The organism is Paracoccus sp. (in: a-proteobacteria), from assembly GCF_030538755.1.
Classification (GTDB): Bacteria; Pseudomonadota; Alphaproteobacteria; order Rhodobacterales; family Rhodobacteraceae; genus Paracoccus.
Genome location: NZ_JAUNTJ010000021.1, coordinates 1 through 22,695, shown reverse-complemented (window position 1 = coordinate 22,695; position 22,695 = coordinate 1). Strand labels below are relative to the sequence as shown.

The 22,695-nt window shown below is 65.3% G+C and carries 27 protein-coding genes; 11 read left to right on the top strand and 16 right to left on the bottom strand.

Translation table 11 applies throughout. The annotated features are described in order from the left end of the window. Window position 1 precedes the first annotated feature (1 nt). Window positions 2–571: a hypothetical protein gene (locus tag Q4G14_RS12330; RefSeq protein ID WP_303362054.1), complete on the top strand. Its 570-nt coding sequence runs from the start codon at window positions 2–4 to the stop codon at window positions 569–571. A 58-nt stretch (window positions 572–629) separates the two neighbouring features. Continuing rightward, window positions 630–1,772 carry an iron-containing alcohol dehydrogenase gene (locus Q4G14_RS12325; RefSeq protein ID WP_303362053.1) on the top strand — a complete coding sequence of 381 codons (1,143 nt, stop codon included), beginning with the start codon at window positions 630–632 and terminating at the stop codon, window positions 1,770–1,772. A 242-nt stretch (window positions 1,773–2,014) separates the two neighbouring features. Here the strand turns inward: Q4G14_RS12325 and glpK are convergent, their stop codons facing one another. The 3 genes from glpK to katG all read right to left on the bottom strand — a co-directional run bounded on the left by glpK (window position 2,015) and on the right by katG (window position 7,362). Continuing rightward, window positions 2,015–3,493 carry a glycerol kinase GlpK gene (glpK, locus tag Q4G14_RS12320; protein WP_303362052.1) on the bottom strand — a complete coding sequence of 493 codons (1,479 nt, stop codon included), beginning with the start codon at window positions 3,491–3,493 and terminating at the stop codon, window positions 2,015–2,017. Between the two features lie 66 nt (window positions 3,494–3,559). After that, complete coding sequence (glpD, locus tag Q4G14_RS12315; protein WP_303362051.1) at window positions 3,560–5,086, bottom strand: glycerol-3-phosphate dehydrogenase; 1,527 nt, start codon at window positions 5,084–5,086, stop codon at window positions 3,560–3,562. 116 nt (window positions 5,087–5,202) lie between these two features. Beyond that, window positions 5,203–7,362, bottom strand: coding sequence for a catalase/peroxidase HPI (gene katG, locus Q4G14_RS12310; RefSeq protein WP_303362050.1), 2,160 nt, complete (start codon window positions 7,360–7,362; stop codon window positions 5,203–5,205). A 196-nt stretch (window positions 7,363–7,558) separates the two neighbouring features. On the opposite strand from katG, the gene Q4G14_RS12305 reads away from it, so the two are divergent. Beyond that, complete coding sequence (locus Q4G14_RS12305; RefSeq protein WP_303362049.1) at window positions 7,559–8,872, top strand: short-chain fatty acid transporter; 1,314 nt, start codon at window positions 7,559–7,561, stop codon at window positions 8,870–8,872. Between the two features lie 57 nt (window positions 8,873–8,929). On the opposite strand, the gene Q4G14_RS12300 is transcribed toward Q4G14_RS12305, so the two are convergent. The 9 genes from Q4G14_RS12300 to Q4G14_RS12260 form a co-directional block, all read right to left on the bottom strand. Then, the gene (locus Q4G14_RS12300) at window positions 8,930–9,208 is read right to left on the bottom strand and encodes a DUF2218 domain-containing protein (protein WP_303362048.1); all 279 of its coding nucleotides are present in this window, start codon (window positions 9,206–9,208) and stop codon (window positions 8,930–8,932) included. A gap of 11 nt (window positions 9,209–9,219) precedes the next feature. Beyond that, window positions 9,220–9,978 (bottom strand): ABC transporter ATP-binding protein, encoded by a 759-nt coding sequence (locus Q4G14_RS12295; RefSeq protein ID WP_303362047.1) that lies wholly within the window; start codon window positions 9,976–9,978, stop codon window positions 9,220–9,222. Next, window positions 9,975–10,862 (bottom strand): iron chelate uptake ABC transporter family permease subunit, encoded by an 888-nt coding sequence (locus tag Q4G14_RS12290; protein WP_303362080.1) that lies wholly within the window; start codon window positions 10,860–10,862, stop codon window positions 9,975–9,977. The genes Q4G14_RS12295 and Q4G14_RS12290 overlap by 4 nt, the downstream gene beginning before the upstream one ends. Before the next feature lie 103 nt (window positions 10,863–10,965). Further along, the gene (locus Q4G14_RS12285; RefSeq protein WP_303362046.1) at window positions 10,966–11,922 is read right to left on the bottom strand and encodes an ABC transporter permease; all 957 of its coding nucleotides are present in this window, start codon (window positions 11,920–11,922) and stop codon (window positions 10,966–10,968) included. Continuing rightward, window positions 11,919–12,812 (bottom strand): siderophore ABC transporter substrate-binding protein, encoded by an 894-nt coding sequence (locus Q4G14_RS12280; RefSeq protein WP_303362045.1) that lies wholly within the window; start codon window positions 12,810–12,812, stop codon window positions 11,919–11,921. The genes Q4G14_RS12285 and Q4G14_RS12280 overlap by 4 nt, the downstream gene beginning before the upstream one ends. 128 nt (window positions 12,813–12,940) lie before the next feature. Continuing rightward, window positions 12,941–13,774: a TonB C-terminal domain-containing protein gene (locus Q4G14_RS12275; RefSeq protein ID WP_303362044.1), complete on the bottom strand. Its 834-nt coding sequence runs from the start codon at window positions 13,772–13,774 to the stop codon at window positions 12,941–12,943. Then, complete coding sequence (gene exbD / locus Q4G14_RS12270; protein WP_303362043.1) at window positions 13,771–14,190, bottom strand: TonB system transport protein ExbD; 420 nt, start codon at window positions 14,188–14,190, stop codon at window positions 13,771–13,773. Before exbD ends, Q4G14_RS12275 begins: the two co-directional genes overlap by 4 nt. A 2-nt stretch (window positions 14,191–14,192) precedes the next feature. Then, window positions 14,193–14,951: a tonB-system energizer ExbB gene (exbB, locus tag Q4G14_RS12265; RefSeq protein WP_303362042.1), complete on the bottom strand. Its 759-nt coding sequence runs from the start codon at window positions 14,949–14,951 to the stop codon at window positions 14,193–14,195. Window positions 14,952–15,122: 171 nt separating this feature from the next. Then, the gene (locus Q4G14_RS12260) at window positions 15,123–16,031 is read right to left on the bottom strand and encodes a LysR family transcriptional regulator (protein ID WP_303362041.1); all 909 of its coding nucleotides are present in this window, start codon (window positions 16,029–16,031) and stop codon (window positions 15,123–15,125) included. A 125-nt stretch (window positions 16,032–16,156) separates the two neighbouring features. Between Q4G14_RS12260 and Q4G14_RS12255 the strand changes: the two genes are divergently transcribed. Further along, complete coding sequence (locus tag Q4G14_RS12255) at window positions 16,157–16,579, top strand: DoxX family protein (protein ID WP_303362040.1); 423 nt, start codon at window positions 16,157–16,159, stop codon at window positions 16,577–16,579. A gap of 20 nt (window positions 16,580–16,599) precedes the next feature. Further along, complete coding sequence (locus tag Q4G14_RS12250; protein WP_303362039.1) at window positions 16,600–17,394, top strand: VOC family protein; 795 nt, start codon at window positions 16,600–16,602, stop codon at window positions 17,392–17,394. Window positions 17,395–17,738: 344 nt separating this feature from the next. On the opposite strand, the gene Q4G14_RS12245 is transcribed toward Q4G14_RS12250, so the two are convergent. Then, window positions 17,739–19,004 carry a PP2C family protein-serine/threonine phosphatase gene (locus Q4G14_RS12245; protein ID WP_303362038.1) on the bottom strand — a complete coding sequence of 422 codons (1,266 nt, stop codon included), beginning with the start codon at window positions 19,002–19,004 and terminating at the stop codon, window positions 17,739–17,741. 120 nt (window positions 19,005–19,124) lie between these two features. Between Q4G14_RS12245 and Q4G14_RS12240 the strand changes: the two genes are divergently transcribed. Continuing rightward, window positions 19,125–19,478, top strand: a complete 354-nt coding sequence (locus Q4G14_RS12240; protein WP_303362037.1) for an Hpt domain-containing protein — start codon at window positions 19,125–19,127, stop codon at window positions 19,476–19,478. A 50-nt stretch (window positions 19,479–19,528) separates the two neighbouring features. Here the strand turns inward: Q4G14_RS12240 and Q4G14_RS12235 are convergent, their stop codons facing one another. Beyond that, window positions 19,529–19,975 carry a hypothetical protein gene (locus tag Q4G14_RS12235; RefSeq protein ID WP_303362036.1) on the bottom strand — a complete coding sequence of 149 codons (447 nt, stop codon included), beginning with the start codon at window positions 19,973–19,975 and terminating at the stop codon, window positions 19,529–19,531. A gap of 201 nt (window positions 19,976–20,176) precedes the next feature. Between Q4G14_RS12235 and Q4G14_RS12230 the strand changes: the two genes are divergently transcribed. After that, on the top strand, window positions 20,177–20,449 hold the full coding sequence (locus Q4G14_RS12230) for a hypothetical protein (protein WP_303362035.1): 273 nt from the start codon (window positions 20,177–20,179) through the stop codon (window positions 20,447–20,449). On the opposite strand, the gene Q4G14_RS12225 is transcribed toward Q4G14_RS12230, so the two are convergent. Both Q4G14_RS12225 and Q4G14_RS12220 read right to left on the bottom strand, forming a co-directional pair. Next, the gene (locus Q4G14_RS12225) at window positions 20,434–20,658 is read right to left on the bottom strand and encodes a hypothetical protein (protein ID WP_303362034.1); all 225 of its coding nucleotides are present in this window, start codon (window positions 20,656–20,658) and stop codon (window positions 20,434–20,436) included. The two genes, Q4G14_RS12230 and Q4G14_RS12225, sit on opposite strands and share 16 nt — an antisense overlap. A gap of 118 nt (window positions 20,659–20,776) precedes the next feature. Beyond that, on the bottom strand, window positions 20,777–21,172 hold the full coding sequence (locus Q4G14_RS12220) for a LuxR C-terminal-related transcriptional regulator (protein ID WP_303362033.1): 396 nt from the start codon (window positions 21,170–21,172) through the stop codon (window positions 20,777–20,779). Window positions 21,173–21,507: 335 nt separating this feature from the next. Between Q4G14_RS12220 and Q4G14_RS12215 the strand changes: the two genes are divergently transcribed. The 4 genes from Q4G14_RS12215 to Q4G14_RS12200 all read left to right on the top strand — a co-directional run bounded on the left by Q4G14_RS12215 (window position 21,508) and on the right by Q4G14_RS12200 (window position 22,471). After that, a complete protein-coding gene (locus tag Q4G14_RS12215) occupies window positions 21,508–21,642 on the top strand; it encodes a bacteriocin (RefSeq protein ID WP_303362032.1) in 135 nt (44 codons plus the stop codon). Window positions 21,643–21,652: 10 nt separating this feature from the next. Next, on the top strand, window positions 21,653–21,814 hold the full coding sequence (locus tag Q4G14_RS12210; RefSeq protein WP_303362031.1) for a hypothetical protein: 162 nt from the start codon (window positions 21,653–21,655) through the stop codon (window positions 21,812–21,814). 59 nt (window positions 21,815–21,873) lie between these two features. Further along, window positions 21,874–22,083 carry a hypothetical protein gene (locus Q4G14_RS12205; protein ID WP_303362030.1) on the top strand — a complete coding sequence of 70 codons (210 nt, stop codon included), beginning with the start codon at window positions 21,874–21,876 and terminating at the stop codon, window positions 22,081–22,083. A 199-nt stretch (window positions 22,084–22,282) separates the two neighbouring features. Further along, entirely contained in the window at window positions 22,283–22,471 is a 189-nt protein-coding gene (locus Q4G14_RS12200; protein ID WP_303362029.1) for a class IIb bacteriocin, lactobin A/cerein 7B family, read from the top strand. The last annotated feature ends 224 nt before the right edge of the window (window positions 22,472–22,695 follow it).

The window sequence follows — 22,695 nt, the reverse complement described above, 5'->3', positions numbered from 1 at the left end:
CATGTTCAAGAAATATCTGCCCGCCGCGCTGGTCGCCCTGCTGCCGCTGCTGGCCCAGCCGGCCACGGCGGCGACCGTGCCGGTGATCGACGTGCCTGCCGCGACGGCGGATTACGCCGCCTTTGGCGGCACCGGCGATCTGCTGATCTTCGATGCCCCGGCCACCGGCATGGATTTTGCCCACAGCGGCGATCTGTTCGTCAATCTGGCGATCACCTTTGCGCAGGATGCCCCCTATGCCGATGTGGACGGCGTTTTCACCCTGCAAGATGGCACGGGCGAACTGCTGTCGGGGCTGTTGACCTCGGTGACGGCGGGCGCGGATCAGTTGAGCCTTGGCTTTGGCGGCATCACCGGCCCGCTGGCGGCGCAGTTCCTGAACGGGCTGAGCGTCGAGATGTTCTTCTTTGACCCGATGGGCACCGATCCGCTGCGCGCGCTGACGGCGGGCAACAGCTATGACGTGGCGATCATGGCGGTTCCCGCGCCGATCCCGCTGCCTGCCGGGGGGGTGCTGCTGGCCTCGGGGCTGGGGCTGCTGGTCCTGCGCCGCCGTCGTCAGACTGCCTGAGAGGCTTGCACAAGAACGGCGCGCCCGGCATCAGGGGGCAAACCTGCCGGGGGCGCCGATGACACCGTTCAGCTTTATGACCGCGACCGAGATTGCCTTTGGTCGCGGTTCGTCCTTGACCGCGGCCGACCGTATCCGCGCCATGGCGGGCGGCGGGCGGGTGCTGCTGGTTCACGGCGCGGACGGGCGGCGGGCCGACTGGCTGGCCGCTGTGCTGGATGCGCCGCTGCGGCTGGCCGTGCCGGGCGAACCCGACCTGCCGCTGATCCGGTCCGCCACCGAAACCGCCCGTGCGGCGGGGGTGGTGGCGGTGGTTGCGCTTGGCGGCGGCTCGGCCATTGACGCGGGCAAGGCGATTGCGGCGCTGATCCCCGCCACCCGCCCGATCACCGATCATCTTGAGGTCGTGGGCGCGGGCCTGCCTCTGGATCGCCCGCCGCTGCCCTTTGTCGCCATCCCCACCACCGCCGGCACCGGGGCCGAGGTCACGCGCAACGCCGTCATCACCGTGCCCGACCACCGCCGCAAGGTCAGCCTGCGCGACCCCGCCATGCTGCCGCGTCTGGCCATCGTCGATCCGGCACTGACCGATGGCTGCCCGCGCGGCGTCACGCTGGCCTCGGGGCTGGATGCCGTCACGCAGGTGATCGAGCCGTTCTGCTGCACCCGTGCCAATCCGCTGACCGATGCGCTGTGCCGCGATGCGATCCCGCGCGGGCTGGCGGCGCTGATCCGGCTGATGCAGGTTCAGGACGACACCCGCGCCCGCGACGAACTGGCTTGGGTCAGCCTGTGCGGCGGGCTGGCACTGGCCAATTCCGGGCTGGGGGCGGTGCATGGGCTGGCCGGGCCGTTGGGCGGGCTGACCGGCGCGGCGCATGGGGCGATCTGCGGCGCGCTGCTGGCCCCGGTGCTGACCGCCAACCGCGCCGGTGTGACCGACCCGGCATTGGCTGCGCGGCTGGATCAGGTGGGCGCGTGGATCGCGGCGGCCTTCGGCCTGCCCGCCGAGATCGGGCTGACGCAGGCAGCGGCGCATCTGGCACAATGGGCGCGGGCGCAGGGCCTGCCACCGCTGCGGCTGGATCAGGCCACACGGCGGGCTGCGGCAGATGCGGCGGCGGCGTCATCCTCGATGAGGGCCAATCCGGCGGCGCTGGATGCCGATGCGCTGGAACGGATCATGGCAGCGGCGGGATAGGGGCGCGCCCTGCCGCCAAACCTGCCGCGCTGATGGGATGATTGCCCCTGCCTGCCCCCGCGCGCGGTCAGTTGGGCACGGGCGCCAGGGGTAGTGATGGCCATATCGGCGGCTCCTGCCTGCCGTGATCTCTGGTGCGCAAGCCGATGGTCAGGCTGGCGTATCAAACGGCAAAAGGCCGCCGCGCAGGCGCATTTCGACCTGCCGCCGCCACAGGTTGCGATACAGCGCGGGCTTTTGCGTCAGCCCATGGCGATGACCGCCTGCACCGCACGGCGCCAGCGGTCGTAACGGGCATCGCGGGCGGCCGCGTCCATCTGCGGATCAAAGCGGCGGTCCAGCCGCCACATCGCCGCATATTCATCGGGTCCGGGGCAGATGCCCGCGCGCCAGCCTGCCAGCCATGCGGCCCCCTGCGCGGTGGTTTCGGTGTTGACCGGGCGATCTGCCGGCGCGCCCAGAATATCGGCCAGAAACTGCATCGCCGGTTCCGATGCCGTCATGCCGCCATCCACCCGCAGCACCGTATCGCCCGCGCCCGACCAGTCAGAGGCCATCGCCTGCCACAGATCGCGGGTCTGAAAGCCGACGCTTTCCAGCGCGGCACGGGCCATCTCGGCCGGGCCGGTGGCGCGGGTCAGGCCGAATACCGCACCACGCGCCTGCGGCTGCCAATGCGGCGCGCCAAGCCCGGTAAAGGCGGGCACCATGATGACCTCTTGCCCCGGATCGGCCTTGTCCCACAGCGCGCCGGTGTCTGCGGCATGGCGCACCAGCCCCAGCCCGTCGCGCAGCCATTGCACCACCGCCCCGGCGATGAAAATCGACCCCTCCAGCGCATAGGTCGTGCGCCCGTTCAGCCGATAGGCCACGGTCGTCAACAGCCGGTTGCCCGAAACCACCGCCTGATCGCCGGTGTTCAGCAGGGCGAAACAGCCGGTGCCATAGGTCGCCTTCATCATGCCCGGCTGGAAACAAGCCTGCCCGATGGCCGCGGCCTGCTGATCGCCCGCCACGCCAAGGATCGGGATCTCGCGCCCGAACAGATCGGCGCGGGTCATGCCGAACGCATCGGCACTGTCGCGCACCTCGGGCAGCATGACGCGGGGAATGCCGAACAGGTCGCACATCTCGTCCGACCAGCACCCGGCGTGAATGTCATACAGCAAGGTCCGCGCCGCATTGGTCGCATCGGTGACATGGGACCGCCCGCCGGTCAGCTTCCAGATCAGGAAACTGTCCACGGTGCCAAAGGCCAGATGCCCCGCCTGCGCCGCATCCCGCGCGCCGTCCACATGATCCAGAATCCAGCCGATCTTGGTGGCGCTGAAATAGGGGTCCAGCAACAGACCCGTTGTCGCTGTCACCGCCGGTTCGTGCCCGGCCTCGCGCAGCGCGGCGCAGCTATCGGCGGTGCGCCGGTCCTGCCAGACGATGGCGCGATGGATTGGCTTGCCGTTGCGCCGGTCCCAGACCAGCACGGTTTCGCGCTGATTGGTGATGCCGATGGCGGCAATCGCCGGGTTGCCCGCCTTTTCCAACGCCCCCCGCGCGGTCGCGGCGCTGGATGCCCAGATGTCGCCCGGATCATGCTCGACCCAGCCCGAGCGCGGGAAATGCTGCGCAAACTCTTGCTGATCCAGCCCCAGCACCCGCAGATCCTCGGAAAAGACCAGCGCGCGGGACGAGGTCGTCCCCTGATCCATGGCCAGAATGCTCATCTGCGCTCCCCCGCTGCTTCCTGTTTGCTTAAATACGCACCTTCGGGCGATCCCGCGCAAGCCGCGCTAACGTGCCGCCATCCAGTCGCCCAGTTCCGCCACCTGATCCGGCGTCATCCGCAGACCCAGCTTGCTGCGCCGCCAGATCACGTCGTCAACCTCGCGCGCATATTCATGCGTCATCTGCCAGCTCAGCTCGGCCTCGGTCAGACCGGCACCGAAATCGCGGCCCGGCCCCTGCGACAGCATCGCCGCCGCCTCGGTGCCATAGGCGCGCACCAGCCGCAGCGCGGTGGCACCGTCCAGCGCCGGATGGGCGCGGCGCAGGTCGGCCACCAGCCCCGGCACGCCGTCCACCGGAAAATCGCCGCCGGGCAGGGGGGCACCCGCTGTCCAGCCCGGCCCCATCCCGGCGAAAAACGGGGCCAGCCGCGACAGCGCCGATTCCGCCAGCCGGCGATAGGTGGTGATCTTGCCGCCAAAGATGTTCAGGCAGGGCGCGCCGCTGCCGCTATCCAGCGACAGCACATAATCCCGCGTGGCCGCCGTCGCCGATTTTGCGCCGTCATCATACAGCGGCCGCACGCCGGAATAGGTCCAGACGATCTGATCCCGCGTCACCGGCACCCGGAAATAGCCGGATGCGAAATCGCACAGATATTGCTGTTCCTCAGGCGTGCAGACCGCCGCGCCCGGAGCGCCGTGATGTTCGGCATCGGTGGTGCCGATCAGGGTAAAATCGCCCTCGTAAGGGATCGCAAAGATGATCCGCCCGTCCGTGCCCTGAAAGAAATACGCCTTGTCATGGTCGAACAGGCGCGGCACCACGATATGACTGCCGCGCACCAGACGTACGCTTTCGCGGCTGGCCAGATGCGCCACATCGCGGATCACATCGCCGATCCACGGACCGGCGGCATTGACCAGCGCGCGGGCGGCAAAGCGGCGGCCATCGGCCAGCGTCACCTGCCACAGCCCGTCCTGCCGCTGCGCCGACACCACTTGCGTGCGGGTCAGAATATCGGCCCCGCGCAGCGCCGCATCGCGGGCGTTCAGCACCACCAGCCGGGCGTCATCCACCCAGACATCGCTGTATTCATAGGCCCGCGTCAGCCGTGGTTGCAGCACGGCCCCCTCGGGCGCGTGCGTCAGGTCCAGCGCGGCGGTGCCGGGCAGGATCTTGCGCGCGCCAAGGCTGTCATACAGCGCCAGCCCGGCGCGGATCAGCGCCGCAGGCCGCCGCCCGCGCGCCCATGGCATCACCCGCCCCAGCATCCGCGACACCGGCGTATCGCTGTCAAAGCGCATCTGCGGGTCCAGCGGCAGCACAAAGCGCATCGGCCGGGCGATATGCGGCATGGCGCGCAGCAGCACCTCGCGTTCGGCCAAAGCCTCGCGCACCAGACGGAATTCCAGATATTCCAGATAGCGCAGGCCGCCGTGAAACAGCTTGGTCGAGGCGCTCGATGTCGCCTGCGCCAGATCGCCCTGTTCGGCCAGCCGCACCGACAGGCCGCGCCCCGCCGCATCGCGCGCGATACCGCAGCCGTTGATGCCGCCGCCAATGATGAACAGATCGGTGATCCCGGTCATATGCCGCCCCTTGTGTAACGGGCGGATGGGGCCACGGGCAGGCCCGGCTGTCAACGAGGTTCCTTGCGTCACCGCAATATGCGGCGCGGCAGGGGCGACCCGCCGCGCCGTCTGGTTCAGGCGCGCAGGTCGAAGCGGTCGGCCTCCATCACCTTGACCCATGCCGCCACAAAGTCGCGGGCGAACTGTTCGGCGCTGTCATCCTGCGCATACATTTCTGCATAGGCGCGCAGGATCGTATTCGATCCGAACACCAGATCGACGCGCGTCGCGGTCCATTTCACCGCCCCGGAAGCGCGGTCGCGGATTTCATAGATCCCGCCATCCACCGGCACCCATGCGTTGTTCATGTCGGTCAGGTTGACGAAGAAATCATTCGTCAACGCGCCCACGCGATCGGTGAACACGCCATGCCGGGTGCCGCCGTGGTTGGTGCCCAGAACCCGCATCCCGCCGACCAGCACGGTCATTTCGGGGGCGGTCAGCCGCAACAACTGGCTGCGATCCAGCAGCATTTCCTCGGGCTGGACGGCATAGTCCTGTTTCTGCCAGTTGCGGAAACCATCGGCCAGCGGCTCCAGCGGTTCGAACGACGCGGCGTCGGTCTGTTCGTCGCTGGCATCGCCGCGACCGGGGTGGAAGGGCACCTGAATGTCGAACCCGGCGGCGCGCAGCCCCTGTTCGACACCGATATTGCCCGCCAGCACGATCACATCGGCAATGCTGGCACCCGCATCCGAGGCAATGGGTTCCAGCACTGACAGCACGCGGGCCAGACGGTCGGGTTCATTGCCTGCCCAGTCCTTTTGCGGTGCCAGACGGATGCGCGCGCCATTGGCCCCGCCCCGCATGTCGGAACCGCGATAGGTGCGCGCGCTGTCCCATGCCGTCGCGATCAGGTCGGATTGCGACAGGCCGCTGTCCTTAATCCGGGCCTTGACGGCATCCACGTCCCAGCCGGCCGGGCCTGCGGGGATCGGGTCTTGCCAGATCAGATCCTCGGCCGGCACCCAGGGGCCGATATAGCGGTTCTTCGGCCCCATGTCGCGGTGGGTCAGCTTGAACCAGGCGCGGGCAAAGGTATCGCGGAAATATTCGGGATCGGCGCGGAATTTTTCCATATAGCCGCGATAGATCGGATCGACCTTCATCGCCATGTCGGCATCGGTCATCATCGGCATCCGCTTGACCGAAGGATCATGCGCATCGCGCGGCATGTCTTCGGGGGCGATGTTGACCGGCTGCCACTGTTTCGCACCGGCGGGCGAGGTGGTCAGTTCCCATTCGTGGTCCAGCAGCATCGACATGAAGCCGTTGTCGAAGGTGATCGGATCGGTCGTCCACGCCCCTTCCGGCCCGCCGACGACGATGCCCTTGTTGCCGCGATTGAGCCAGCCAAGGCCCTGATCGTGGATCGGCGCGGCCTCGGGCGCGGGGCCAAGCAGGTCGGCGCTGCCGTTGCCGTGGCACTTGCCGACGGTGTGGCCGCCTGCGGTCAGCGCGGCGGTTTCTTCGTCATCCATCGCCATGCGCCGGAAGGTCTCGCGCACCTGATCGGCGGTCTTTTGCGGGTCGGGGACGCCGTTTACGCCTTCGGGGTTCACATAGATCAGCCCCATCTGCACCGCAGCCAGCGGGTTTTCCAGCGTTTCGGGCTGATCGACATTGCCATAGCGTTCGTCGCTGGGGGCCAGCCATTCCATTTCGTCACCCCAATAGGTGTCGATTTCGGGTGCCCAGATGTCTTCGCGGCCAAAGGCAAAGCCATAGGTCTTCAGCCCCATGGATTCATAGGCCAGCGTTCCGGCCAGGATCATCAGATCGGCCCAGGACAGCTTGTTGCCGTATTTTTTCTTAACCGGCCACAGCAGGCGGCGCATCTTGTCGGTGCCGCTGTTGTCGGGCCAGCTGTTCAGCGGCGCGAACCGCTGGTTGCCGGTGCCCGCACCGCCGCGCCCGTCTTCCAGCCGATAGCTGCCGGCGGCGTGCCACGCCATGCGCACCATGCTGCCGCCATAGTGCCCATAATCGGCGGGCCACCAGCCCTGACTGTCGGTCATCAGCGCCAGCACGTCGCGCTTGACGGCCTCGTAATCCAGCGTCTTGACGGCGGCGCGGTAATCAAAGCCGCTTAACGGATTGGTTTTGGTGTCGTTCTGGGCAAGGATGTCCAGTTTCAGGGTTTTCGGCCACCAGCGCGTGACCGATTCCCTGTTTTCGGTATTGGCACCGTGCAGCACAGGGCACTTGCCTGCGGGCAGATCGTTTCCGTCCATTGCTTCCTCCTGGGTGGCGGCGGGGTGGCCCCGCATATGGTCTTTGAGTGATTATGACCCGGACAGGGTAACAGCCCTGCGTCATCATTGGAATTATGATATTTTGACCGATCCAATCAGAAACTCTGATGGAGGCCGTCAAGCCTTGCCGCGCCCCCGCGCTTGCCCCACGATCACCAAAAAAAGGGAGGAAATCATGCTGCGTATCCTGTCGCGTCCCGCCACCCGCCTGATGGAGCGGTGGTTGCCGGACGCATTCATCTTTGTGATCGTGCTGACGCTGGTGGCGATGCTGGCCGCCATCGGTATTCAGGGCACCCGCCCGGACGAGCTGATCCGCATCTGGGGCGATGGCATGTGGGGGCTGCTGTCCTTTTCCATGCAGATGCTGCTGGTGCTGGTGACGGGCTATATCCTTGCGTCCTCGCCGCCGGTCAAGCGGCTGCTGCGGGCACTGGCGGGGCGGGCCGGATCGGCGGGCGCGGCCATCCTCATGGTTACGCTGGTGTCGCTGCTGGCAAGCTGGATCAACTGGGGCTTTGGTCTGGTCGTCGGCGCGATCTTTGCGCGCGAGCTGGCGCGGCAGGTGCGGGTGGATTACCGGCTGCTGGTGGCATCCGCCTATTCGGGCTTTGTGATCTGGCATGGCGGGCTGTCGGGGTCGATCCCGCTGACGGTGGCGACGCCTGACCACTTCACCGCCGGGATCATCGGCGTCATCCCCACGGGCGAGACGATCTTTGCCGGCTGGAACCTGCTGATCTGTGCGGCGCTGGTCGTGGCCATCCCCATCGCCAACCTGATGATGATGCCGCCGCGCGACGAAACCGTGCTGGTCGATCCGGCGAAACTGGGCGACGATACGCCAATCCCGCCGCTGCCCGCCGATGCCACCCCGGCCCAGAGGATGGAGCATTCGCGCCTGCTGATGTGGGCCATCGGCATTCCGGGGCTGGTCTGGCTGGTGATGTATGCGGCCAGCGGCGGCGGCATCAACCTGAACGTGGTGAACTTTGGTTTCCTGTTCCTTGGGCTGGTGCTGCATGGCACCGCGCGCAGCCTGCTGGCGGCGCTGGATGATGCGGTCAAGGGCGGGGCGGGGATCGTGATCCAGTTCCCGTTCTATGCCGGGATCATGGCGATCATGACCGGCACCGGCCTGGCGGCCACCATGTCGGAATGGTTCGTCGCCATTTCCACCGACCGCACCCTGCCGTTCTGGAGCTTTATTTCAGCCGGGATCATCAACATCTTTATCCCGTCAGGTGGCGGACAATGGGCGGTTCAGGCCCCGATCATGCTGCCCGCCGCGCAGGAACTGGGTGCCGACATGTCCAAAGTGGTGATGGGTGTAGCCTGGGGCGATGCCTGGACAAACCTGCTGCAACCGTTCTGGGCGCTGCCGATGCTGGGTATCGCGGGGCTGAAGCCGCGCGACATCATGGGCTATTGCGTGGTGGTGCTGCTGATTTCGGGGCTTATCATCGGCGGCATCCTGTGGGTGATCTGACCTGAGCAGCGCAGACCCGGCGCTGCCTGTGGGCGCGCCGGGTCTGTCGGGCAGGCATCAGACCCAGTTCATGCCGATGAAGTTTTCGCGAAAGGCGAAACTCACCAGATGCTTGTCGATGACAAAGCGCGCCTCGATCAGATCGCCGGCGCTTTCGGCCGTCATCGCCGCGTGCAACCCGTCGGGGCGGGCGGTCAGGCGGACCTGCGCGGCTTTCAGCGCGAAAGAGGCACCGTCTTCGGTGTCCGTCACCTCGATCTTGTGGGCGAAATGGCTGGCCAGTTGCCGCACATATTTCGCTGCATGTTCAGTCGGGTAAAATGCCTGCGCGTCCATCGGTGATCCTTTCAGTGGTGATGCAGCACCAGCGGGCGGTCATTGTGCCGCGCCACGGTGATCGGCGTGTCATACAGCGCAGCAAGCGCGGTTTCGGTCAGCACCTCGTCGGGGGTGCCTTGCAGCGTGATGCGGCCATCTTTCAGCGCGACGATATGATCGGCCCATGCGGCGGCATAGTTCACCTCGTGGACGACGACGACGACGCTTTTGCCGGTGCGCCGGACCAGACCGGCCAGTTCGCCCATCAGCGCGCGGGCGTGGCGCATGTCCAGATTGTTCAGCGGCTCGTCCAGCAGCAGCCAGTCGGTATCCTGCGCGAATGTCATCGCCAGAAAGCCGCGCTGCGCCTGCCCGCCCGACAGCTCGTCCAGAAAGCGGTCGGCCAGCGGCATCAGCCCGAAACAGTTCAGCGCCTCATCGACCGCCGCCAGATCGGCGGGGCCGGGACGGCCCTGATGATGCGGCCAGCGGCCAAAGCCGACCAGTTCGCGCAGCCGTAACCGGCTGGCGATCAGCGTCTGCTGGCCCAGAATGGCGACGGTGCGGGCCAGCGTTTCGGTGGGGGTGCTGGCCACGTCCAGCCCGTCGATGCTGATCTTGCCGGTCTGCAACGGCTCCAGCCGCCCGATCAGGCGCAGCAGCGTCGATTTGCCCGCGCCGTTCGGCCCGATCAGTGCCGTCACGCCGCCTTTGGGCAGGGTGGCGGTGATGTCGTCAAGGATCGTCGTGCCTGCGATCCGGTGGCTGAGATGGTCAAGCCGAATCATCGGATGCGCCCCTTCAACAGCAGATACAGGAAAAACAGCCCGCCGCCGAACTCGACCACGACGGACAGCGTGGCCTGCTGGCCCAGCAGGCGCTCGAACAGGAATTGCCCGCCGACAAGGATCACCGCCCCGATCAGCGCCGCGGCGGGCAGCAGAACGGCGTGGCGGTGGCATCGCGCCAGCCCATGCGCCACGCCTGACACGATCAGGCCAAAGAAGGCCACCGGCCCGACCAGCGCGGTCGAAACCGCCACCAGCACCGCCACCAGACACAGCGTGCCGATCACCATGCGCGACCGCCGCAACCCCAACGAGATTGACGCATCATGCCCCAGGGCCAGCACATCCAGACGCGGCGCAAGGCGCAGCGCGATCACGATGGCGGTGGCGCAGATCGCCCCCGCCCAGGGCAGCAGCGTGGTATTGGCGCGGGCAAAGCTGGCAAAGCTGGCCGCCTGCACCACGGCATATTCGTTGGGGTCCATCACGCGCGCGATCAGCCCGCTGGCCGAACGAAACATCACCCCCAGAATGATGCCGGTCAGGATGGTGCGGGGAATATCGCGGCTGCCCTGACCCAGCAGCGTGCCAAACAGCAGCGCGGCCAGCACGCTCATCAATGCGATTTCGCCGATGAACTTGCCCGCCAGCGGCAGCGCCGCCACCGCCGAGGCACCCAGCCCGGCAACCAGCGCCGTCTGTAACAGCACATACAGCGCGTCAAAGCCCATGATCGAAGGGGTCAGCACCCGGTTGGCTGCGACGGTCTGGAACAGCATGGTCGAAACAGCGACCGCCGCGCCCACGGTTATCAGCGCCGCCAGCTTGACCGCGCGCAGTTCCAGGATGAAGGCGCGGTTGCCGCCGCCGATGCCCTGAAACATCCACAGCCAGCTTAGCCCGGCCAGCAACAGTGCCAGCCCGCCGATCAGCAGGTCCGGGCGCGACAATGCGGGGGCGGAAACCGGGGTGGATGTGTTCATTACGTCAGCCATGCGCGGGCCTGCGATAGAGAAGCCACAAGAAAATCCCGGCCCCGGCAAAGCCCATGACGGTGCCCACCGGAATTTCAAACGGGTGAACCAGTGTGCGGGCCAGAATATCGCAGGCCATCAGCAGCGCCGCTCCGCCAAGCGCGACGACCGGCAGCGTCTGGCGCAGGTTGTCGCCCATCAGGCGTGCCACGATATTGGGCACCACCAGCCCGACAAAGGGGATCATGCCGACCGTGGTGACGACCATCGCGGACACGATACCGATCACCACCAGCCCCAGCCGCATCACGCCGGCGCGACGTAGCCCCAGCCCGGTGGCGACCTGATCGCCCAGTGACAGGATGGCAAAGCGGTCGGCGGCGAAAAAGGCCAGTGCGGCGGCCCCGCCCGCGATCCACAGAAATTCATAGCGCCCGGCGACGATGCCCGAAAACTCGCCCGTCATCAGCCAGGTGCCGATATATTGCATCAGATCGGCCTGCCAGGCGATAAAGGTGACGACCGCGCCGATAACGCCCGACAGCACCAGCCCGGCGATGGGAACCAGCATCACCTCGCGCACGGGCAGGCGGCGGATCACCGCCATGAACAGTGCTGTCCCGGCCATGGCGGTGATGGCGGCGACGGCGATCTTGGCCCAGATCGGTGCGCCGGGCGCCCATAGCGTGACCAGCAGCAGCCCCAGAGCCGCGCTTTCGCTGGTGCCCACGGTGTCGGGACCGACAAAGCGGTTGCGCACCAGCGCCTGAATCAGCACCCCCGCCACGGCCAGCGCCGCGCCGGTCAGCATCACCGCCAAAGTGCGCGGCAGCCGCGATTCCATCAGGATCATCGCGGCACCGGGGTCTTGCCATGCGCGCGTCACGTCAACACTGGCCGCGCCTGTCCACAGGCTGAGCAGTGCAAGGGCGGCCAGAACCGCCAGAACAAGACGCGCGCCACGGCTCACTTGGTCAGCGCCTCGGTCAGGGTGTCGATGACGGTGTTCAGCGCGTGATAGCCGCCGGCCGCGACATAGATTTCAGACGAGGGCAGATAGACCACTTGCCCGTTGGACCATGCCGTGGTGCCCTGAATCAGCGGCGTGTCCAGCGTGGCCTGCGCCGACTGGCCGGTTTCCCCGATGGCGGCACCGCGATCCAGCACGAACAGCCAGTCGGGGTTCGCATCGGCGATCAGTTCCGGCGACAGCGCGCTGCCGTGATTGGCGGTGGGGTCAAGGCTGGTGATCGCCTGCGGCATCCCGGTGACGCTGTGCAGCCAGCCAAAGCGCGAGCCTTCGCCATAGGCCGCCATCTTGGGACCGTTGGTCATGATGACCAGCGCGGTGCCCTTGCCTTCGGCGGCGGCATGCAGGGCGGCGATCTTGCCGTCCAGCTCGGTGTTCAGTTCGGCGGCGCGATCCTGACGGCTGAACAGGGTGCCATAGGCGGTGATGCGATCTTTCGCCGCAGCCAGCACATCGGTGCCCAGCGTCATGTCGATGGCGGTTGCGACCCGCTCGACCGCCTGTTTCTGCGTGGCCGAACGGCCCGCGACGATAATCAGGTCGGGGTTCAGCGCCGCCAGCTTTTCCAGATCGGGTTCGAACAGCGTGCCGACAGGTTCCGCCGTCACCGTCTCTTTCAGCGCGGGCAGATACAGGTTGTCGGGCACGCCCTGCACCTGCACGCCAAGCGCGGTCAGCGAATCCAGCGCGGCAATGTCGTAAACGGCGACGGTTGCCGGATTGGCGGGCAGGGTGACATCGCCCTGTGCGGTGGCGATGGTGACGTCTTCGGCCAGAGCGGGCGCGGCCAAGGCGATCGCCGCAACGGCGGACAGCATGAGATGTCGCACGATAAGATCCTTTCGCGATATGGGGCGTGAGGTTGTCCGACTGGCGTCACGCCCCGGCGTGTTTAGACCTTTTGCCGGGGAATGGCCAGATTTCCGTGCGAAAAAGTCGGAAATCAGGGTGCCAGAGATCACCTGATTCTGATCGGCTGGATGAAACTTTCGCTGCGCCCGCTGGGGGGCGGCGACATGCGCGGCAGGCGCGCGGCCTGCCGGCTGAGCGCCTGATCGGTGCGGGCATCGCCGGTCGAACTGACCAGCCGCCCGCTGGCCGAGCCGTTGGGGGAAATGGTCACGGCGACCTGCACCTGCCCCGAGCCGCCACGCCCGCGGGCGCGCGACATGTGGCGGGTGATCTGTGCGCCGACGCGCGCTTTCCACTGGTCCATCTGCTGCGGGCTGGCCGAGGGCTGCGCCCCGCGACCACCGCCGCCCCCTCCGCGCGAAGACTGCGCCTGCCGGGGCTGCGACTGTGTGCGTGTGGGTTGCTGGGTTTGTTGCTGCCGGGGGCGTTCCCGCTGCACGGTTTCACGCGGCGGGGTGCGGCGTTCGGGCCGGCGTTCGGGGCGCTCGGAACTGGCCAGCGCATTTTCCGGCGGCGGAGGCGGCAACAGCGCCGCATCGGGCAGCGGAGTCAGCATCTCGGGCATGGGCGGCAGCGGAATGGGCGGCTGTTCCGCGAATTCGGGTTCCGGTTCGGGTTCGGGTTCCGGCTCGGGTTCCGGTTCTGGATCAGCCTCGGCGGTTTCGGTTTCCGGCATCTCGGCCTGTGCCGGGGCAGCTTCGCCCGGCAGGCCGGGGGGGGGGGCCATGTCCAGCAGTTCGACAAAGACCGGCGCCGACATGCTGGCGACCTGACGTTCCTGCGCCATCGCCCACCAAGCCACGCCACCATGCGCGGCGATCACCGCCCCGGCGGCCAGCGCCCAGCGGGCGGTGTCTTGCAGAAAGCGCGCCGCGCTCATGGTGCGGCCCCCTGATCCAGCCCGACCAGCGCAATCCGGGTCCAGCCCGCGTCGCGCACGCGGTTCATGACCTCCATCACCTCGCCATAGGCGATGCTGCGGTCGGCGCGCAGAAAGATCCGCGCCTCGCGGTCGCCGCTGGTGGCGGTTTCCAGCGCGGCGGGCAGGGCACCCTCGCCCACCGGATCATTGCCAAGGCTCATCGCCAGATCCGGGCCAACGGTCAGCCAGACCGGCTGATCGGGCCGAGACGAGGCCGCCCCGCCCGATACCGGCAGATCGACATTCACATCCACCGTGGCCAAAGGCGCGGCGACCATAAAGATAATCAGCAGCACCAGCATCACGTCGATAAAGGGCGTGACGTTGATATCGTGGCTTTCGTCCAGCTCGTCAGAGTGCAGACCGCCCGCCATGATTACACCCCCCGCCGGTCGATATCGCGGCTGACCAGCCGGATCACCGCCTGCGCGGCATCGTTCAGCCGCAGGCGATAGCCGGTGATGGTGCGTGCGAACAGGTTATAGATGATGACCGCCGGGATCGCCGCCACCAGGCCGAGCGCGGTCGCCAGCAGTGCCTCGGCGATGCCGGGGGCGACGACGGCAAGGTTCGTGGTGTGCGCCTCGGCGATGCCGATAAAGCTGTTCATGATGCCCCAGACGGTGCCGAACAGCCCGACAAAGGGGGCGGTCGAACCGATGGTGGCCAGAACCCCGGTGCCGATCCCGGCGGCGCGGCCCGCGCGCCCGACGACGCCATCCAGTTGCGAGGCCACACGATCCTTCAGCCCGCCGGTGGCAGCGCCCGCCGCGATGTTGCGTTCATATTGCGCCAGCCGCAGCATATGGCTGGCCGGATCGCTTTTGCCCTGCGCGGCGCTGACGGCGGCATCCAGACTGGGTGCGGCGGTGATGCGGCGCAGGCTGGCGCTGGCGCGGCGGTTGGCGCCGAACATCTCGGCCGCTTTGACCACCAGCACCGTCCATGTCACGACCGAAGCCGCCAGCAGCAGGATCATCACCCCTTTCACCACGATGTCCGCTTGCCGATACATGCCCATGGGTGACAGGTCATGCGGCAGGCCGCTGTCGATCGCGACCTGCGCCTGCGCGGGGGCGGCGGCAGCAAGGATCAGCAGGGCAAGGGCAGGAACGGCGGTGCGGGTCGGTGTCATTACAATCTCTTTCGGCGGCAGGCGCGGGGCGGGCGATCTGTCGGGGCGAAGGGTCAGGCCATCCGCGCGGCGACACGATCCCCGGATGAAATCCGCAGTGTCAGAATCAGGCGTGTGCGCTGGCGAAGGCTTGCGCAATCAGGGGGCTGTTAAGAATTCAGATCAAATTTGTCAACTAACAGCGGGGTGATTCCCGGCCATCGCGGCAAAGCGGTGGCGCAACAAATCGGCAAAAGCGGCGATCCGGGGCTGGCGAAAGCTGGTGGCATGGCTCAGCAGATAGACCTGCCGTTCGATCACTGCTGCCTGATCCAGCACCGCGATCAGCGCGCCGCTGGCCAGATGCGGGGCCAGGAAAATGTCGGGCGCACGCACCAGCCCCTGCCCCTGCACGGCGGCGCGAATCGTGACCGAGGCGCTGTTGACGGCGATATTCGTCTGCGGGCTGACGGTGATGTCCTGTCCGTTCACGCGAAACGGCCAGCGGCCCGGCGTTTCCTCGTTCAGGTCGATGATCGCCTGATGCGCCGCCAGATCGGCGGGCTGGCGCGGGGTGCCCGCGCGGGCCAGATAAGCAGGGCTGGCGGCGATTCGGATGCGGGTGGCGCACAGCCGCCGCATCCGCAGGCTGGAATCGCGCGGCACCCCCAGCCGCACCGCCAGATCAAAGCCCCCCGCCGTCAGATCGGCGGGGCTGTCGCCAAGCACCAGATCAACCTGCACCGCCGGATGCCGGGCCGTGAAATCGCGCACGACATCGGCCACGATCAGCTCGCCCATGGTGGTGCCGCAGGCGATGCGCAGCCGCCCCGACAACGCGCCATCGCCATCCAGCGCGGTGGCGGCGGCCTCGACGGCGGCCAGCACCTCGCGCGCATGGGGCAGCCAGCGTTCACCCGCCGCCGTCAGCGACAAGGCCCGCGTGCTGCGATACAGCAGAGCATGGCCCAGCCGGGTTTCCAGCGCCGAAACATGCTTGCCCGCCAGCTTGTTCGAGATACCCAGCCTCTGCCCCGCCGCCGTGAACGAACCGGCATCCGCCACCGCCACAAAGGTGCGCATCCCGTCGATGAAATCCATATTATCCCCATTTTTGCGACAGTATGGCGCAAATATTGCCCATTAACCGGCATAAAGAACAGACCTATCTGCGGGGCATCACAGATCGCGCCGCTTTGGGCGCCTTGCTTGCAGGAATATGACCGATGACGAATCTGCTGTCCTCTTTCGGCTTTGGCGGCGCCAATGCCACCGCCCATGCGGCGCTGATCTTGCGCGTCACGCTGGGGGCGCTGTTTCTGGCCCATGCCGGGCTGAAGATCTTTGTGTTCACCCCTTCGGGAACGGCGGGCTATTTCGCCTCGCTCGGGTTGCCGGGGGCGGTGGCCTATCTGACCATCGCCGCCGAGACACTGGGCGGGCTGGCGCTGATCGCCGGGTTCCAGACCAGCCTTGTCGCGCTGATGCTGATCCCGGTGCTGCTGGGGGCGGCTGTTCTGGGCCATGGCGGCAACGGCTTCTGGTTCAACAATCCGGGCGGCGGCTGGGAATACCCGGCATTCTGGGCCGTGACCCTGCTGGTGCAGGCGATGCTGGGTGGCGGCGCGATGGCGCTGACCCGCAACTGACATTGAAAGGAGAACAAGAGATGGCAACCAGTGATGCCCCCGTTTCGATCAGCCATGTGGCACTGACCGTCCGTGATCTGACCCGCAGCGGCGATTTCTATCGCCGCGTGCTGGGGCTGAACGACCTGGCCTCGGACGGCGAAAGCCTGACGCTGGGGCAGGGCGACACCCGCCTGCTGGAGCTGCGCCGCGATCCCCATGCGCGCCCGCAGCCGCGTGGGGCGGGGCTGTTCCACAACGCCTTTCTGCTGCCGCATCGCGACGATCTGGGCCGCTGGCTGCGCCATGCGATGGCGCTGGACCTGCGGCTGGACGGTGCATCCGATCATCTGGTCAGCGAGGCGGTGTATCTGCGCGACCCCGAAGGCAACGGCATCGAGATCTATGCCGACCGCCCCCGGTCCGCGTGGAAAACCGACGGGGTGCGGGTGCAGATGGATACGGTTGCGCTGGACGTGCCCGGCCTGATGCGTGCGCCGGGCGATTGGACCGCCGCGCCGGATGGCACGGTGATCGGCCATGTCCACCTGCAAGTCGGCGACATCCCGCAGGCCGAGGCGTTCTATGCCGGGGAACTTGGCTTTGACCTGACGTCGCGGGTCAACGGGGCCAGTTTCTATGCGACCGGAGGCTATCATCACCATCTGGCGACGAATATCTGGAACAGCCGTGGCGCAGGCCCGCGCGGTGCCGATACCGCCGGTCTGGCCGAACTGGTGCTGAGCGCCGATGCCGACAGCATCGCCCGGATCGACCGCCGCGAAACGTCTGATCCATGGGGCAACCGGATCGTGATCGCGCCCCGCGCGGGCTGAGCGCGGCCACCTGCCGCCGGGCGGGCGCAAGCCCGTCTGGCGCTCGGGCGGTGCGGGGCCGGTAAACCGTAGCCTGTTCGGCTGGACCCGAGGAATGGTCTGGCCGGCAAGCGCGGGGGGCAGGCGGAGGTCAGACGGGCCATGTTGCTGTGCCGACCGGTCGGGCATAGGGGGCGCGTTTGATACCCCCCGGTTCTGCTGTCAGTGATACCGGCAGGCGCAGGGCAGGCTGTCAGATGAATGCCGCCGCGCCCGCCAGTCCGGCCCGTATATGGCGATGAATGCCCGCCATTATTCCGTATCGCCGCCCCCGGATGCCCAGCCGTTTGCGCACCCCCGGCGGGTTATGGCGTCGCGCCGCATTCGATCAGCACCGCCGACATATCGTCGCCGTATTTGCCCTTGGTATATTCGGCAATCGACCATGACATGGATTCCAGCAGGTTATGGCCGCGCAGCATCTGGTTGGTGCGCAGGATCATCGACATCCCTTCCTCGCCCAGCAGGCGGCCATCGGGGTTTTCAGCCTCGGTGATGCCGTCCGAGGTAATCAGCAGCCGGTCGCCATGCCCAAGCTGCACCGAGATTTCGTCGAATTGAGGCTTGGCAAACAGCCCGATCGGCATGCCGCCATTACCCAGCGGCACCACCTCGCCCGTGCTGCGTTGCAGCACCGGATGCGGATGCCCGGCCTGCACCAGATTCACGCTGCCGGTGCGGTGGTTCAGTTCGGCATAGACCATGGTGAAATAGGTGTCGGTCTGCATTTCATCCAGCATCATGGCGTTAAAGATGCGGGCCAGCCGCTTGGGCGGAACGGCATCGACTCCACCGGGCGTATGGCGCAGCGCCAGATTCTGTTCCGCCGACCCCGACAGATGCGCCGCCAGCCGCGCCGTCAGCAAAGCCGCCGTGACGCCATGCCCCGACACGTCGATGGCAAAGATGCCCGCCCGATCCGCGTCGATGGGAAAGAAACCCACCAGATCGCCGCCGATATGGCCGGCAGGACGCAGCATCAGGGAAATGTCAAAGGCACCGAACCGGCCGCTGCGTTCGCGCACCAGCCCCTGTTGCAGCTTGCGCGCCTCGATCAGGTCGCGGTCCATCGCCTCTTGCGCGGCGTTCAGCTTTTCCCACGCGCTTAGTAGTTGCGCGTTTGTGGCGCGCAACTGTTCCTCGAATCGCAGGATGCGTTCGGCAGCGGCCAGACGGGCCAGCAATTCGGCCCCCGCAACCGGCTTGGTCATGAAATCGTCGGCCCCTGCGGCCAGCCCATAGGCGATGTCGGCCTTGTCCGTTTTCGAGGTCAGCAGGATGAAATAGCCGTAACCTTCACGCTTCATTGCCCGGAATGCCTGACAGAATTCCGGCCCCGACATGCCCGGCATCACCCAATCCGACAGGATCATGTCGGGTTGACGCGCCTGACAGATGGCCAACGCCTCGGACGCGGATGCGGCCTCGACCACCTCGTAACCGGCGCGGCGCAACTGGATCGCCAGCGTGCGTCGCTGGGCGCGGCTGTCATCTACCAGCAAAACCTGCCGGCACGCCCGCACCGGGGCGCAATCTGCCGGTATGTCAAAGGAACGATTCGTGTTTTTCATGGGCCGAACGTAACCCGGCGGGCGTAAAGATCAGGTAAATAGGACAAATTCTCATGGTTTAAGGTTTTCGTAAGCGATGGGTGCTATCGTGCCGGAAAGAGATTCTCGGGATGGGCAAGGATGATTGACTGGAATCGCGTAATCGAACTGCGCAGCGAAGTGGGGCCTGATGAATTCGGCCCGGTTCTGGAACTGTTCATGGACGAGGTGGAAGAAATCGTCATGCGCCTTGACGCCAGCGATCCGGCCCGGATGGCGCGCGATATGCACTTTCTCAAGGGCAGCGCATGGAATCTGGGCTTTTCCGAATTCGGCGCCTTGTGCCAGCGCGGCGAAACGCTGGCCGTGCGGGGCCGGATGGATGAACTGAAGCCCGAAGATTTCGTGGCCTGCTATTCCACTTCCAAGCAGATCTTCATGCGCGATCTGGCCTGCGCGGTGGGGGAGGATCTGGACGAAACCGGCGTTGCCTGACGGGTGCGGCGTTTCCCATGCCGCCAGCCGGGTGGCATGGGTTGTGCCGTTCAGCCCGCCTGTAAATGGTCGATGATCGCGTCGCACAACAGCCCTTGGGCCACACGGTCGAAGGCGGCAAACATCGGCTGGCTGTTTACCTCTAGAAACAGCAGTTCGCCCGCGTCGTCGGCCATGAAATCGGCTGCGGCGAAGTCCAGTTCCAGCCGGTCACATAGCGCGACCAGACCATCCGCCAGATCGCAGGGCACTTCGGCGACGGTCAGTTCCGCCGTCTGGGCGCGCCGGTAATCAAGATCGGGCGAATTCAGCCAGAACCCCATGACCGCATCACCGATCCGATAGACCCGCAGTTCAGGCCGGTTCAGCCGCCGCTGAACAAAGCGCGGATAATGCGCCCCCTGCGGCAGGTCTGCGATCAGGGCCGTATATTCTCCGCCTGCGACGGGCTTTTGAATCAGGGTATCATATGCGGAAAGGCCGGAAAAATCGGTCATAACGCGCGTTTGCGGAACCGGCAGGCCGATCTGCTGCGCAAGCAGAAGGTTTTCAATTTTGTTGTTTTCCCGCAAATGCGTATGCCGGTTGAAAATACGGATGGAGGGCTGTGCGCTGACCCAGCCGCGAATCGCCTGATACCAGTTCAGGGCCGCTGTCTGGGCAAGTTCGGGGTCAGCAGTTTGATATAGAAATACATCATGGCGACCGAAAAATCCGGTTGGGGAAATGGCATTGCCATCTATCGAAAAACTGTTTTCCTGAATGTCGATATTAATATGAAAATTGCTGTCCGGCCCCAGCAGCAGATCGTGATAATCAATCCCGCGCTGGTGCAGCCGGTTGACCAGAACCGCCATGTTGGGGTCGCCCTGTCCGCCTGTCATCAAGATCATCTGACCCCCCTTTCAGATTATGGCCGGGGCACCCGCCAAGGTGCCCCGCTCTGTGCGCCAGATCAGGCGCGGCTGTGAAACGCCGCATCCAGCGGCAGTTTGATGTGGGTCTGGCGGCCCGAATCCTCTTCGCCGATGGCCATGGTGGTCATGATCGGGCCGCGCCAGCCGCCGTCCTCTTCGCCGACGGCCAGGGTCGTGGCCCAGCCAGAGCCGCGCAGCGCGCCGCCGACCTGATCGCATTCCTGTGGCGAGAGCGCGCGGATGTCATTGGTTTCTTTCGTCATTGTGTCAGCCTTTCTTTTGTCAGCGCGGATGTGCGCAGCCTTGATGATCGGTGGGCAGGGCCGGCGCGGCAATTCGGTCGGATGTGCTAAACATCGACCAAACGCACCGAATTTCCGCCTATTCCGCAGCGATTCGCGCGGCAGCGGTGGTCATCGCACCCGCGGCCATCACCGCAGCCGCCGTGCGCGAACTGACCCCCAGCACGCGCAGCACGGCGGAAACATGAACGCGCACGGTGGACGGCGAAATGGCCAGGTCGCGCGCAATATCCTTGTTCGTGCGCCCTTCTACGATCAGTTTCAGCACGGTTTTCTGCCGCACCGACAGTCTTTGCAGCGGATTGTCCGGCGTTGTCGTCTGTGGTGATTCGGGTGAGGGCGGCGCCGTCATGATGACGATATCCGCGCCGGGGTTAAGCTGCCGGATAATGTGGCGCATATCGTCCTGATAGGCCGGATTGGCATTGGTGACGATAATTCTGGTTTTGATGTCCTGCATATGATCGGCGGTCATGGCTTCGGTCTCCTCCGGTTCCGGGCGCGATCTGATGGTAACGGTGAAAGCCTGTTCCGAAATCGCCTGTGTGAATAACCGCCCATCAGATGGGGCGGGATGTGGCCCCCGCATTTGTGTGGGTCGAAAAAGCGGGGGTTATGTTTAGCCTTGCGATGATTCGAATCGAGGCGCATGCCTTTTGGATGTGTGATCGGCGAAAAACCGCGTGTGTTTAGCCCCTGTGTTCTATCTTTTAAGCTATCTGTCCTGATTTTCAGATGTGCGATGTTGTGGTTTGATGAAGATGTCGAAAGATTTTCGGCGTAACCAAAATCATCCATAGGAGGACTGTGATGAATACTGATATGAAAGAACTGAACGAGAAGGAACTGGATCAGGTTTCGGGTGGGTGCATTATCCGCCCTGTCGTGCCGAACCCGATTGTGGTTCGCCTTGCTGCCTGGCTGGCCGGTAAACTCAAGCGCTGAGGGGTGCAGCATGCAGCGGAAAGAAATGCTGGCGCATCACATGGACGAAAGTTCTGTCGTTGCGCTGAATGACCGGCAGGTCGAAGATGTTTCCGGTGGTGTGCGCTTTATCGTGCCCATAATCCCATATCAAATTCTGCGTGCAGCTTGGGCTGCGCTCCGCGCACGCTGAATGCCCATTCGGGCAAAACCGCCCATTCCGGGCAAATCACAGCAACAAAGGAGGATATCATGTTTGCTGAAAAAACTGAGCTGAAACTGGTCGAAGACCTGAACGAGAACGCTATCGTCGAACTGGGTGCTGGTGACGTGGAAGAAGTGTCGGGCGGTATTGCCTGGGTTGCGATCCCGCTTGGCGTGAAGGTGGCCGGAGCTATCATCGGGACTGGTGCTGCCGGGTTTGGCGCGGGGGCCCTGGCCAGTTGGTTCGCCAATCGCTAATCTTAAAGAGGAGATTTGAGATGACCTCGACGTCAGCCTTTATCACCGCAGGATTGACTCTGGTTTTCGCATTTTGGTTTTGGCAGGGATACATCTTTGGATCTGACCTGGCAGATAAATCAAAGCGGGATCGGTCTCAGATCGAACATCAGCAGCGGTGAAATCATGTGCCACATTGGCAAAAGAAAGGAACTGAAATATGTATGATAAATACAAAGAAGATCAGGCGCTTTGCGTTGAAATGAACGATGATGCGATCGAGCAGGTGTCGGGTGCGGCTTTGCCGGTAGCGTGGGCCATTGGGCTCGGTCTTTCCGCTGTATTTGGCGGTGGTTTTACCGCAGGTTACACGTTTGGCAAAGACTTGGCCAATCGCGGTCGCCGCTAATCAGTCGGCCCACCAAAGCGGGCCGACCCGCCCTCAAGGCGTCAGAGGGTGCATCCTCTGACGCCACCTCTATCACAACAGGGATGGATTTTCAATGAGCGATCAAGAGGAAGGCAAAAAGCCGATTCCCCTTTTCCGCCGCGCGGCTGTTTTGCATCAGTCGCGTGGGTTGGATGGCGAGGTTTTGTTGTCACTGTCGCTTCGGATGCGGGTTTTGATTGTGT